At 68.6% G+C, this 13,656-nt stretch carries 10 protein-coding genes; 9 read left to right on the top strand and 1 reads right to left on the bottom strand.

Annotation, left to right across the window (positions count from 1 at the left end; translation table 11 throughout):
• On the bottom strand, positions 1-2,129 hold a 2,129-nt coding region (locus tag D7X55_RS23605; RefSeq protein WP_121724264.1), incomplete at its 3' end, for an ATP-binding protein.
• Between the two features lie 110 nt (positions 2,130-2,239).
• On the opposite strand from D7X55_RS23605, the gene D7X55_RS23610 reads away from it, so the two are divergent.
• From D7X55_RS23610 to D7X55_RS23650, 9 genes are all read left to right on the top strand, one after another.
• Positions 2,240-4,681: a transglycosylase SLT domain-containing protein gene (locus tag D7X55_RS23610; protein WP_121724265.1), complete on the top strand. Its 2,442-nt coding sequence runs from the start codon at positions 2,240-2,242 to the stop codon at positions 4,679-4,681.
• A gap of 114 nt (positions 4,682-4,795) precedes the next feature.
• The gene (locus D7X55_RS23615) at positions 4,796-6,202 is read left to right on the top strand and encodes a hypothetical protein (RefSeq protein WP_233610012.1); all 1,407 of its coding nucleotides are present in this window, start codon (positions 4,796-4,798) and stop codon (positions 6,200-6,202) included.
• A gap of 157 nt (positions 6,203-6,359) precedes the next feature.
• Positions 6,360-7,508 (top strand): hypothetical protein, encoded by a 1,149-nt coding sequence (locus tag D7X55_RS23620; RefSeq protein WP_120547369.1) that lies wholly within the window; start codon positions 6,360-6,362, stop codon positions 7,506-7,508.
• Positions 7,509-7,510: 2 nt separating this feature from the next.
• Positions 7,511-8,548, top strand: a complete 1,038-nt coding sequence (locus D7X55_RS23625) for a serine/threonine-protein kinase (protein WP_120547368.1) — start codon at positions 7,511-7,513, stop codon at positions 8,546-8,548.
• Positions 8,549-9,323: 775 nt separating this feature from the next.
• Positions 9,324-9,704, top strand: coding sequence for a VOC family protein (locus tag D7X55_RS23630; RefSeq protein WP_120547367.1), 381 nt, complete (start codon positions 9,324-9,326; stop codon positions 9,702-9,704).
• A 61-nt stretch (positions 9,705-9,765) separates the two neighbouring features.
• Complete coding sequence (gene selA / locus D7X55_RS23635; protein ID WP_120547366.1) at positions 9,766-11,151, top strand: L-seryl-tRNA(Sec) selenium transferase; 1,386 nt, start codon at positions 9,766-9,768, stop codon at positions 11,149-11,151.
• Positions 11,152-11,157: 6 nt separating this feature from the next.
• Positions 11,158-11,751 (top strand): HNH endonuclease, encoded by a 594-nt coding sequence (locus D7X55_RS23640; RefSeq protein ID WP_120547365.1) that lies wholly within the window; start codon positions 11,158-11,160, stop codon positions 11,749-11,751.
• Positions 11,752-11,874: 123 nt separating this feature from the next.
• The gene (locus tag D7X55_RS23645) at positions 11,875-12,921 is read left to right on the top strand and encodes a P-loop NTPase (protein WP_233610013.1); all 1,047 of its coding nucleotides are present in this window, start codon (positions 11,875-11,877) and stop codon (positions 12,919-12,921) included.
• Positions 12,918-13,656: J domain-containing protein (locus D7X55_RS23650; protein ID WP_147470183.1), on the top strand; the 739-nt coding region annotated here is incomplete at its 3' end. The genes D7X55_RS23645 and D7X55_RS23650, both read left to right, overlap by 4 nt.

Here is a 13,656-nt window from a genome sequence, read left to right on the forward strand (position 1 = left end):
ACAGGCACGGGCGTGCCGTCCGGCAGCGCGGCCTCCACCGGTTCGGAAGGCAGCGCGGGCAGGCGGATGATGAACGTGGTGCCTTCGCCCGCCTTGCTCTGCACGCTGATGCTGCCGCCGTGGTTCTTCACGATGCGCTGGCAGATGGCGAGCCCCAGCCCCGTGCCCTTCTGCTTCGTCGTGAAGAAGGGCACGAAGATGTGCGGCTGCTGATCCGCCGGGATGCCCGGGCCCGTGTCGGAGACGCGCACCTCCACGAACTCGCCGCCCGCGCTGCGCAGGTCGCCGAAGCGCTCTGGCTTCTCCGTGCGCACCGTGATGCGGCCCGGCTGCGGCCCCAGCGCCTGCACCGCGTTCTGCACCAGGTTGATCAACACCTGCTTGAGCTGCTCCGCGTCACCCTCCGAGCGCGGCAGGCGCAGATCCAGCTCCACCGCCAGCTCCACCGTGGCCGGCATGTCGTTCTGGATGAGCCGCATCGTGCGCGTCACCACCTCGTTGAGGTCGGTGGGCCCGAAGTTCTGCTTCAGCGGCCGCGAGTAATCCAGGAACGCCGTCACCACGCCGTTGAGCCGGTTGACCTCCTCCACGATGACGTCCAGGAACTCGCCGTCCTCGCCCGGCAGCTTCTTGGGGTCCAGGCACTGCGCCGCGCCCTTGATGGCGCCCAGCGGGTTGCGGATCTCGTGCGCCAGGCCCGCCGCCATCTCACCCAGCGCGGCCAGGCGGTCCCGCTCGCGGATCTTCTCGTACAGCTTGGAGTTCTCCAGCACCGTCGCCATCCGCTCGGAGACCTCCAGGATGAGCGCGATTTCATCCGACGCGTACGCCTCCGGCACCCGTTCGTCCCACAGGTTCAGGAAGCCGATGACGCGGTCGTTGCCCATCAGCGGCACGCTGATGCCGGCCTTCATCTGGAGCAGCGCCGCGCGCGTGTCGTTGAGCCGCTTCAGTTCGTCGCGGAAGCGCTTGCCCTCCACCGCCTGCACCCGCATCACGGAGATGCGCCGCTCGATGTTCTCCAGCAGCACCGCCTTCTGCCCGCTGGCCACCGCGAAGAGCACGCCGCGCGCGGCCGCCGTGTCCAGCAGCGCCACCGGCAGCGGCCCTCGCGAATCCAGCAGCCGGTACCCGGGCCGGTCCTCCGCCATCAGGTACACCGACGCGTGCGTCACGCGCCCCGTCTCGTGGAGCGCGTCCAGCACCACGCGCGCCAGCTCTGAAATCTCGATGACGGACGCCATGCGCACGCGCAGGGTGCTCAGCGTACCCAGCAGCGCGAAGCGCTCGCGGAAGAAGATGCGCACCACCATCTCCTCCACCTTGGTGCGCAGCGGATCCAACAGGATGAGGATGACGAACGCGGCCACCACCGTGTTGAAGACGAAGAGCGACGTGTTCTCGTCCACCCACGCCGTCAGCACCGTGAACACCGACGCCAGGATGATGGCCAGCACCGTCTGCGAGGCGATCTTCCCCAGCAGCTCGTGCAGGTCCATCAGCCGCAGCCGCAACAGCGTCTGGGCGAGGAAGAACAGGTAGAGCGTCGCGAAGACGGGGCCCAGCGTGGGGAACGGGATGTCGTTGCGCGACAGGAAGTCCAACCCGTTGAACAGCACCGCCGCGCCCGCGCCAATGGCCAGGTACGCCAGCCGGAACTGCTCGATGCGCGACTCCGTCGTGCGCACCCGGTGCACCAGCAAGGACACGGAAGTGAACAGCGTGCCCAGCACCCAGGCACCCAGCGCCAACCGGGCCCATGGTTTGTCCGCCAACGGTGTAACGGCGACCGTCAGCCCCAGCACGCCGGACAGGAGGGCGAGCCGCCGGCCGACCTGATGGGCGCTTTTGCTGACCCCCAGGAATTCGAGGAAGAAGGCGACCGCCGCCCCGGGTACCAGGGAGACGACGAGCACCGTCGCCCCGAGCGCGATGCGCGACACCCAGCGGTAGTCCTGGGCGGGGAAGATGCTGTGGAAGAAGAGGCTGAGGTAGTACCCGGCGACCGTCAGCGTGAAGACGGAGTAGAGCGTCAGGACCCGGGGGCGTTGGGGGCGCAACAACATGGACACGCCCAGCGCCAGACCGATGATGGAAGCGAGTAGAGCGCTCTGGGTGCGGATATCCATGTGCAGGCGGACAGTCTAACCTCTGTCAGGGGCTGGAAATTTTCCAACCATCCCCAGTTGTCCTCGGGCGTGCCCGAGCGCATCACCCAGGGTCCCCGAGGCCCCCGCGAATGAAAGTGTCCCTCCAGCATCTAGCCCTCCTCGCCTCCGCGGCGCTGCTGACCGCGCAGGCTCCCGCCCCCGCTGACTCCAGCACGGCTCCCGCTCCCGCTCCGGCGGCACCGGCCGCCGCTCCGGCCCCTGATGGCGACACGGATCAGGCCCCCACGACGCGCACGGACAACGCGCCGTCGGAGGCGCAGCTGACGCCGCCGCCGGACGCGGACAAGGCGCCGTTGCCGGTGGGCTACGTGCAGGTGTTCAACCCGGCCTTCCCGGGCATCGTGCCGCCCACGCCGGTGGTGCACCGAGGGCGCCGCTACGGGCTGGAGGACCTGACGCCGTACTTCGCGGACGGCAAGAAGCGGGACGCGAAGGACGCGTTCGACAAGGGCCAGTACACCCAGGCGCGCGCGCTGCTGGAGGGTGAAGGGGACAGCCCGCCGGTGCGCTACCTGCGCGCGCTGTCGGCGGTGCGGGCCGGGGACGACAAGGCGGCGGCCACGGAGATGGCGGCGCTGGCCAACGACTACCCGGCGCTGAAGGACCGCTGCCTCACGCACGCGGGCGTGGCGCTGGAGTCCCAGGGCCGGCTGGACGACGCGGCGGCCAGCTTCAAGCAGGTGCCGGAAGGCTCGCGCATGTACGTGGACGCGCGCCTGGGGCTGGCGCGCGTGCTGCGCAAGAAGAAGGACTACGACGGCGCCATGGAGGCGCTGACGCCGCTCACCCAGCGCGCGATGACGGGCTGGGGCCGCAACGTGGGCGCGGAGGCGCTCATCGCCACGGCGGACCTCGCGGTGGAGAAGAAGGACAAGGCGGCGGAGAAGGCCGCGCTGTGGAAGCTGTGGGCCAGCCAGCCGCTGTCGCCCATCGTCAAGCAGGTGGAGAAGCGCCTCAAGGGGCAGACGCCGCCCGCGGAGGCCAAGGTGGGCCGCGCGGAGGCGCTGATTGAAGCGCACCGCAACAAGCAGGGCATGGCCATCCTGGAGCCCATGCTCGCGACGCTGAAGCTGCCGGACGCGCTCGCGTGCCGCGCGCACTTCGCGTTCGGCAAGGGGCAGCGCAAGGAGCGCCAGCACACGGCCGCCATCCAGGTGCTCACGCCGGTGGTGGCGCAGTGCAAGGACCGCGACCTGCTGGCCCGCGCGCTGTACGTGCTGGGCTCGTCGCGCTCCATCGTGGATCAGCAGCACGGCCCGGACACCTACGAGCGGCTGGCGAAGGAGTTCCCGGACCACTCGTTCGCGGACGACGCGCTCTTCTACGCGGCCGACCTGTACGTGAAGACGAACCGCCCCAAGGAGGCCATGGCGCGCCTGGATGAGGTGGCGCGGCTGTACCCCAAGGGCGACTTCCTGGGCGAGGCGCTCTTCAAGGCCTTCTGGGTGGCGCGCACGTCGAAGGTGGAGGACGGAGGCTTCTCCTTCCTGGACCGCATCGAGGCGCAGTTCGCCAACGCGGACGAGTCCTACGACGTGGAGCGCGCGCGCTACTGGCGGGCGCGCACGCTGGAGGAGCGCGGCAACATCCAGGGCGCCGCGGAGCTGATGGAGAAGCTCGCGGTGGAGCACCCGGCCACGTACTACGGCCTGATGGCGCGCTCGAAGCTGGGCGAGCTGGACCCGAAGCGGCTGGAGGCCGTGTCCGCGTCCATCTTCGACGTGCCCGAGGCCGCCAGCCCCTGGCCGATGTTCGCGGGCCCCATGGGGGAGGATCCGCACTTCCGCGCGGGCGTGGAGCTGCTGCGGCTGGGCTTCCCGGACTCCGTGTCGTCGGAGCTGATGCTGGTGAACCGCGCCAACCAGCCGCCGGAGTCCATGCGGCTGCTGGTGATGGTGCTGTCGCAGTCCGGCGACGCGCGCTCGGCGCACGCCATCGCGCGGCTCGCGCTGCGCAAGGACCTGAGCGGGCGCATCACCGCGCAGACGCGGCCGGTGTGGGAGGTGGCCTATCCCAACGCGTTCCGCGACCTGATTGAGAAGCACACGGCGCCCGCGGGCGTGGAGCCGGACCTGCTCCAGGCGCTGATGCGCGAGGAGAGCGCGCTGGACCCCAAGGCCCTGTCCTGGGCCGGCGCCATGGGCCTCACGCAGCTGATGCCGTCCACGGCGAAGGGCGTGGCGCGTGAGCTCAAGGTGAAGAAGTTCACCGTGGACGCGCTGCTCCAGCCGGAGCTGAACATCCGCTTCGGCGCGCACTACCTGGGCGGCCTGATCAAAAAGTTCAAGGGCCATACGCCCTACGCGGTGGGCAGCTACAACGCGGGCTCCGGCGCGGTGAATCGCTGGCGCTCGGCCAGCCCGGACCTGCCGCTGGACGCGTGGGTGGAGGAGATCCCCATCGCGGAGACGCGCGGCTACATCAAGCGCGTGCTGCGCTCCTACAACACCTACCAGCTGCTCTACGGCCGCGCGCCCAAGGTGCCGGTGATGCCTAGTGCATCGCGTTAGTGTGTAATCCTGGCTGAAGCCTGAATTCGGGCTTTCTTTGTGGAGGGGGACGGGCGGGCCGTGATTTCGTCGGCCGCCATGCTCCCCCTCCCAGCACGAATCGCTCCCCTGGCATTGGCAGTCGTCACCCTGGTGGGCCTGTGTCTTCCGGCGGAAGCCGAGGCGCAGGCCTGGTCGCTGACGAACGCGCAGCGCCAGGCGTTCCTGCGGTACTACGCGCCGGTCATCTTCAAGCGGGCCAATGGCAACGGCAACGAGCACGGCTACGACTGGCTGACGAACTTCGACTTCGACCAGGACGGGGACTTCTCCAACAACAAGCTGCACTGGAAGCAGATCAACCAGTACGTGGACGCGTCGCGCACGGGGCCGAGCGCCTTCGACAGGTGGCGCATCCGGCCCACGCTGTACACGTCGCTGATTGAATACATGGACGGGGGGAAGAACCTCGTCCTCGTGTATCACCTGTATCACGCGCTGGACAAGAACGCGGCGGGCAACTGGCAGCTGCACGACTGGGAGCGCGTGGAGCTCCAGGTCCGCAACGTGGTGGGCAACCCGGGCAGCGGCGAGTCCGTGGCGTTCGCGGTGGTGACGCAGCACAAGCGCAACGTGGTGCGCCGGCAGGGCAGCGGTGACCTCCAGTTCATGCAGACGGGCACGGGCAGCCACCTGCTCATCTGGCAGGCGGAGTGGTCCGACAAGCTGCTGGCGCCGCACGGGCAGGAGCTGCGCTTCGTGACGGACCCGTATTCGTTCTTCGCGGGCCGGATGGCGTCCGGCGGGAAGGCGGAGGCCGACGTGAACAACGACGACGGGCGCAAGAAGCTGCACTACGTCTTCGTGCCGGAGGACGACGGGGCGGCGGTGTCGGCGTTCAACGCGCAGCCGCTGCGGTACTCGACGGCGGACGCGCTGGCCAGCCGCTACGACAACGGGGACTCCGCCAACTGGCCCGCGGTGAAGCGCGTCACCTACGAGCTGCAGGACCTGGCGGACATCCTCCCCACGCACTGGGAGTTCGGGGGCTATGCGACGCACTGGCTGGCGGATTCACCCCGGTTCTTCTTCCTGGAGAGCCCCGTGGTGAACGAGGCCGGGCAGGCGGAGGTGCGCGCGGGCATGCAGCGCTTCTTCTCCAAGACGCGGGACGTGGAGAACCAGGACGACCGCGAGGGCTACCCGTCCAAGGCGTGGTTCTTCGGCACGTTCGAGCTGAACGACAAGGCGTCCGACACGGGTGGGGGCGGGGGCTCGTTTGGCGACAAGGCCTGGGCGAGCACGGTGGTGGACTCGAGGGGGCAGACGCGCACGAGCGCCAGCGGCTACCCGGCGTCCGCGAATGCGTACTGGTGGCAGCACGACTACTTCATGCACTCGGGCGTGACGGACGACATCGACGGGCAGGAGCAGGGCTTCTGGCTCCCGGGTGGGTGGTATCTGCCTCAGAACGGCGGGTTTGACGGACGCTGGGTGCAGCTGTTCGACGACCGGCCAGGCAAGGAGTCTGGCGAGGACTGAATTGGTCCTGATTGCCGTGGGGCGGCAGAGCGAGAAGCGGCGCTCATGCCCTCGCGGCCGCGGACGCGGGAAGAGGCTCGGGAGCGCAGTGGGACTGATAGGGTGGGAAGAACGTCTTCTTTTTCCACCCCCCTCGTTTGCGTGAAGGAAACACGCCATGAGCCAGCCCAGCGCCCCCAGCCCCCAACAAATAGACCTCAACCGCACCGCCGTCGAAATCGCCCCCGAGACCTTCTGGGTCGGGAAGCGCGAGCCCGGCGGCATCTTCTTCGCGAACCCGTACCTGCGCCGCTTTCAGGGGACGGACACGCGGACGAAGAAACCCTCCGAGTTCAACCTCCTCATCGACCCCGGGTCGAGCAGCGACTTCTCCACCATCCACACCAAGGTGGTGTCGCTGATTGGCGGGATGGACCGCCTGTCGGCGCTCTTCATCAACCACCAGGATCCGGACGTGGGGTCGTCCGCGAACATCATCTCGGCGCGCTACTCGCCGCGCGCGAGCATCCTGTGCTCCGAGGACACCTGGCGGTTGATCGTCCACTTCAACCTGCCGCGCAACCGCTTCATCCCGACGGAGAAGTTCACGGCGGGGTTGAGCGTGCCCACGGGGCACAAGCTGTTGCCGGTGCCTTCGCCGTTCTGCCACTTCCGTGGTGCGGTGATGCTGTACGACCCGCAGACGCGGGTGCTCTTCACGGGCGACCTCTTCGGCGGCCTGACGGACAGCAAGGCGCAGGGGCTCTGGGCGGACGAGTCCGACTGGAATGGCATCCGGGCGTTCCACCAGATCTACATGCCGGTGAACTCGGCGCTGGTGCGCGCGGTGGCGGCCATCCGGAAGCTCACGCCCGCGGTGGAGATGATTGCGCCGCAGCACGGCCGCGTCATCCGGGGCAAGCTGGTGCAGCAGTTCCTGGAGCGCATGGAGCGGCTGCAGGTGGGCCTGGACATCATCGACGAGGCGCAGGACCGCACGCACCTGCAGGCCTGGAACGCGGTCATCGACCGCGTGCTGAACCTGGCGCGTGGCTACCTGGGTGACTCGGTGGAGGCGAAGCTCACCGCGAGCGAGCAGCTGGCGGACACGGCGAAGTTCAATGGCCAGCGGCTGGAGGTGAGCCGCATGGGCAAGTGGACGCTGGAGCACGTGGTGGAGGTGCTCTGCCAGGGTGAGCCGTCTGAGATTTCGGGCCCCATCATGGTGGAGGCCACGCTCGCCGCCGCGGAGTACAACCTGCCCACTCCGCACCTTGACCTCGAAGGCGCGGGTGCGCCGGCACCGGTCTCGTTGCTGGAGCCGTAGGCGTGAGCGCCAAGGATCGTGACAGCGGAGGCTTGACCTACCTGGGCCCGGAGGCGCTGCACGCGCGACCGGGCAACGCCGTGGCCGAGGACGGGTCCGAGCCGACGCTGCCGCAGGTGCGCACGCCCGTGTCACCGGGCGGGACGTTGCTCCAGGGGGCGGTGACGCCCCGGCCTCCGTCACCCCTGCACCAGGGACTGGTCCCGGGGCAGGTGGTGGCGGGGCGCTACCAGGTGGAGCGGTGGCTGGGCGTGGGCGGTACGTCGGCGGTGTACCAGGCGCTGGATGTGAAGAAGCAGCAGCGCGTGGCGCTGAAGGTGCTGGCGGTGCCGTACGCGGATGAGGCGCTGGTGACGCGCTTCCGCCAGGAGGTGGAGCACGCCCGGGCGCTGGAGCACGTGAACATCCTGCATGTGTTCGACGTGGGCTCGGATGGAGAGCGGCATTACCTGACGGTGGAGCTGCTGGAGGGGAGGGACCTGCGGCAGGTGATGATGGAGGGGCGCCCCACGCTGGCCAATGCGTTACGGTGGCTGACGCACGCCACGGTGGCGCTGGAGCACGCGCACGCGCACGGCGTGCTGCACCGGGACGTAAAGCCGGGGAACCTGTTCATCACGCGCACGGGCGTGCTGAAGCTGATGGACTTCGGCCTGGCCAAGAGCGCGCATGTCATGGGCAACACGGCCCAGGGCGCGACGCTGGGAACGCCGGAGTACATGGCGCCGGAGCAGGTGACGGGGTCGGAGGTGTCACCGGCCACGGACCTGTATGCGTTGGGCGTGGTTGCGTATGAGCTGCTGACGGGACAGCTGCCGTTCCGCCATGCTCAGCCGGTGCCGCTGATGCTGATGCACGTGCAGGAGACGGCCGTGCCTCCGAGGAAGCTGCGTCCGGAGCTTCCGGAGGCCTTTGAGCAGGTCGTGGTCAGGCTGATGCGGAAGCGCCCGGAGGAGCGTTACGCGAGTGCCACGGTGCTGCGCGCTGAATTGGCGAAGCTGTGGCCGCTGGTGCTCCACCACGCGGTGCCTCGCCGCTAGCCGCAGCACTCGCCTGACTGTGGCCTCTCCGATGCCCAGCAGGCGAGTCATCTGAACATACAGCCGAAGTGAGGAAACTCCGCGCAGGAGGTCGGGAACGACTACTGCGGCGGCGGGTAGCTGGGGCAGCCTCTGTTATGCGAATTGCAGTAGTCTGCGGGCCCATAACCCGTGCAGCAATCATCTTTGCCGCAGCCAAACTTGCACAAAGGGCGGCAGTCGGCGTCGGAACTCCCATTCTCGACATAGATGCAGACGCCGTTCCCTCCACTACAGGTGGAGTACGGAGCGGCCCCCGGAAGACAGGCAGAGATTCCATCCTTTCTGGAAGCGAGTTCTGCCTCTGGGGCCACATCGGTCGCCACACCACAGCCCACCAGAAAGATTGCTGCCAGTACACTCCGCAGAATGCTTGACATGGTTGCTCCTGTGTTGGCGCTGAACGTGCCCCCGACAGCTGGAGCTCGTGTCAGTCGCCCAATGATTGCCCCCATTTCTACAGACTCGCTCAGGGCCTGCCCAGGACGCTTGTCGGTAATGTCGGTTCAAAGACTTGTGGCGGACGGGACGGGGGATGGAGCAGGGCTGTTCTGCTTCGCCGCCTTGGCTTTTGAACGCGCCATGACTCACCCCTTCGGCCAATGACTTTCAACTGCCGATGCTTCGATGGAAAGGCATGGCCTTACAAGAGGGCCCCAGGGCAACAAGAAGCCATGCACAAGCTCCTGCGGAGTGGGGTATGGATGAACCTCGTCGTCCATGCAGGGGGCCCACCATGTCTGTCCGCTTCAATCACACCATCATCCACTCGAAGGATCAGGTCGCGTCCGCGCGCTTCCTCGCGGAGTTGCTCGCGCTTCCGGAGCCCACGCGCTTCGGGCACTTCACCGTGGTGAAGCTGTCGGATGGGGCGTCGCTCGACTACATGACCACGAAGGACGCCATCTCCGGTCAGCACTACGCGTTCCTGGTGACGGAGGAGGTCTTCGATTCGCTGATCGCGAAGATCCGCGAGCGGAAGATCCAGCACTGGGCGGACCCGTTCGGCCACCAGGAGAACCAGATCAACACCCATGACGGAGGCCGTGGGGTCTACTTCCAGGACCCCAGCGGTCACTACATGGAAGCCATCACGGTTCCCTACGGCGGATGGTGACGTTTTGATGTCTGGGATTGTTCTCTGACACGGCTGGGAAGGGCGGAGTAGAGTCCGGGGCATGGGCGCTGCGTCGAACCCCCCGGATGGCAAGAACGCGTTGCTGCGCGGCCTTCCCTCCATCGAACAACTCCTCCGGCGGCCGTCGCTGGAGTCCCGGCTCGCGAACCTTCCCCATGCGCGCGCGGTTGCCGCACTGCGGCTCGCTGTCGAACGCGTGCGCTCCCGGCTCCTTGCCGGTGACCTGCGCCCCTTCGAGGACGCGGACGTGGAGGCCGCGCTCGCTTCCCTGGCAACGCCGAACCTGCGGCCGGTGATCAACGCCACGGGCGTCGTGCTCCACACGAACCTGGGCCGCGCACCCCTGGCCCCCGAAGCCGTGGAGCGCGTCGTCGCTGTCGCTCGCGGCTACTCCAACCTCGAATACGACCTGGACGAAGGCGAACGGGGCAGCCGCTACGCGCCGCTCATCGGCCTCCTGCGCACGCTCACCGGCGCGGAGGACGCCATCGTGGTCAACAACTGCGCGGGCGCCGTGCTCCTCATCCTCGCCGCGCTGGCCTCCGGCCGCGAATGCATCGTGTCCCGTGGCGAGCTCGTCGAGATCGGCGGCGGCTTCCGCATCCCGGACGTCATGCGCCAGTCCGGCGCGAAGCTCGTGGAGGTCGGCACCACCAACCGCACCCGCCGCGCGGACTATGCCAACGCGTTGAGCCCGGACACCGGCCTCATCGTGAAGGTGCACCGCTCCAACTTCGCGCTCGTGGGTTTCACGGAAGAGGCGTCCCTCGCGGAGCTCACCGAACTGGGACGCTCCCGTGACGTGCCTGTGTTCCAGGACCTGGGCTCCGGCGCGCTCGTGCCCCTGTCCGGCCCGGGTCTCACTCCGGAACCCACCGTGGGACAGGCCATCCGTGACGGGGCGGACGTCGTTGCGTTCTCCGGCGACAAGCTGCTCGGCGGACCCCAGGCGGGCGTCATCGTGGGCCGGGCGGACCTGCTCAAGCGCATCAAATCCCACCCGCTCACACGTGCGCTGCGTGTCGACAAGATGACGGTCGCGGCCCTGGAGGCGACGTTGGAGCTGTACCGGGATGGCCGCCCGGAGGCGGTCCCCACTCAAAGCCTGCTCACCCAGCAACCGGCTGTGTTGCAAGCCCGTGCCGAACGCCTGGCGGCCCTGCTCGCGGCGCGCGGCATTGTGGGCCGCGTGGTGTCCGTGGATGGACAGGTGGGAGGGGGGGCCATGCCTCTGTCCCGGTTGCCTTCCTACGCTTGCAGCCTCACCGTAGTAGCGCCGAAAGTATTCCTGGAACGTCTGCGCGAAGCCGAGGTGCCGGTTATTGGCAGGATTGCGGATGACGAGGTGGTTCTCGACGTCCGGTGTCTCTCAGAGGAGGACCTGGGGCAGGTCGCGCAGGCTGTGGCGGCCGCCCGTTCGGGATAGCCAGCCATGATCAACAGCGCCGTGCTCGTTTTAAACCGGTACTACCAACCGGTTCACGTGACGTCGGTCAAACGGGCTTTTTCCCTGCTGTATCAGGGCGTCGCCAAAGCCATCGACGAGCAGTACCGCCTGTATGAGTTCGAGGACTGGGCCGCCCTCAGCGCCACCCAGGACAGCATCACCACCATCGACCGCACCATCCGCGTCCCGCGCGTCCTCGTGCTCGGCGCGTATGACCACCTGCCTCGCGCCAAGGTGCGCTTCTCGCGCCTCAACATCTACGCGCGCGACAACGACACCTGCCAGTACTGCGCGAAGCAGCTGCCCCGCCCCGAGCTCAACCTGGACCACGTCAACCCGCGCACCCAGGGCGGCAAGACGACGTGGGAGAACGTCGTGTGCTCGTGCGTGCCCTGCAACCTGAAGAAGGGCGGACGGACGCCGGAACAGGCCGGGATGCGGCTGCTCAAGAAGCCCGTGCGCCCGCGCTGGACGCCGTTGTTCCGCGGCGCCATCCGCAAGGTCACCTACCGCGAGTGGCTGCCGTTCCTGCACCTCGCGGACGTGTCGTACTGGAACGTCGAGCTGCTCGACGAGTGACAGCGAACGGTCCTCCGGCCGCCTGCCCCCCGAGCCTCCTGGCGCCGGGGCGCGGGCCGCCGGTGCTACAGGGGGCGGCCGTGAAATGGCGGGGTGTCGACTCGGGCGGTAGGACGGGCTTTGATGCGAGCCTCCGTGAAGCCCGCCCCCTTGCCTCCAGCCAATCCCGCCGCGCTTGCTGGCCCTTCGCCACACGCGGGAAATGACGTGTCGCCTTCGGGGCCCGCGGGGCTTGCTCGCCGCGCACGAGCGCGGCGGATCATCGCGGTGGGCGGCGGCAAGGGCGGCATCGGCAAGTCGATGGTGTCCGCGAACCTGGGCGTCGCGCTCGCGCAGGCAGGCCAGAAGGTGCTGCTCGTGGACGCCGACCTGGGCGGCGCCAACCTGCACACCTGCCTGGGCGTGGGCCCTCCGGAGGCCACGCTGTCGGACTTCCTGCGGCGCGGGAAGGCGAACCTCGAAGAGGTGATGGTCTCCACCGGCGTGCCCGGGCTGTCGCTCATCGCCGGCGCGCAGGACTCGCTGGACGCGGCGAACCTCAAGTACGCGCAGAAGCAGAAGCTGCTTCGCACGCTCTTGACGCAGACGACGGCGGACTACCTCATCCTGGACCTGGGCGCGGGCACCAGCTTCAACACGCTCGATTTCTTCCTCATCGCGGACCACGGCCTGCTCGTCGTGCTGCCGGAGCCCACGTCCGTGGAGAACGCGTACCGCTTCGTCAAGGCGGCCTTCTTCCGCAAGCTCCAGCAGACGGAGGCGCGCTACGGCATCCAGGACATGGTCGAAGGCGCGCTGTCCACCCGCGAGGGCGCCCTGCGGACGCTGCACGACATCGTCGAGCAGGTGCGGCGCAAGGCCCCTTCGGACGCGGAGCGGCTGGAGCGGGAGCTGGCCGCGTTCCACGTGCGGCTCGTCGTGAACCAGGCGCGCACGGACGCGGATGAGAAGGTCGGCGCCGCGATGGTGTCCGCCTGGAAGAAGTTCTTCGGCATCGACATGGATGACCTGGGCGCCCTGCGCCACGACGATGAGGCGTGGAGAGCGGTGCGCAAGCGCAAGCCGGTGCTGCTCGAGCGGCCCGATTCCCCCGTGTCCCAGGGCCTGAAGCGCATCGCCGCGCGCATCCTGACGCTCGACGGCCTTTCCCCCGAGTCCGCCATCCCATGAAGCCCTTCGCGCAGCAGACCTACTACGAGCTCCTGGAGGTGCCGCCCACGGCCAGCGACGCGGAGATCCGCGCGGCCCACGAGCGCCTGATGGAGCTGTATTCGCCGGATTCCATCGCGGTGTACGCGCTGGGGGATCCGGATCAGGTGGCGGCGCTGCGTGAACGGATGAACGAAGCGATGGAGATGCTCACCGACGCGGACCTGCGCGTCGAGTATGACCGCTCCATCGGCCTGTCCACGGAGCGGCTGTCGAAGGCGGCCGCGACGGCGGAGGCCGCGGACAAGGTGGATTCGGCGGCGCGCGTCGCGGAGGCCCTGGCCACCGCGGCGGCGGCGCTGGCGAAGGCCGCGGGCGCGGTGGACGCCGAACGGTTGGAGGCGGAGTCGCGACTGAAGGCCGCGGCGACCGTGAACGACAACGAAGGGGAGGCCCCGCGCACGAGCGGGACGCCTGGAAAGAGCGAGGAGCGGATGCGGGCTGAAGAGTCGAAGCGGCAGGAGGCCTCGGGGATGGACGCGCCAGTCGTGCCCTCCGAGCCGGTGACGGTGGGGGGCGTGGCGGTGGTGGATGCCTTCCGTGCCTCGTTCACCCGGAGCCTGTCGTTCGTCTACGTCCCCGCCACTCCGCTGCGCGGCCAGGGCAGGGGAGCCGAAGCCCCGGCCGTGGAGGCCGAGTCCTCCGCTCCCGCCGAGCCCCCGGCGGTCGCCGCCCCGCCGGTGGACGCCCCGCAGG

The organism is Corallococcus sp. AB049A, assembly GCF_003668885.1.
Taxonomy (GTDB): Bacteria; Myxococcota; Myxococcia; order Myxococcales; family Myxococcaceae; genus Corallococcus; species Corallococcus interemptor.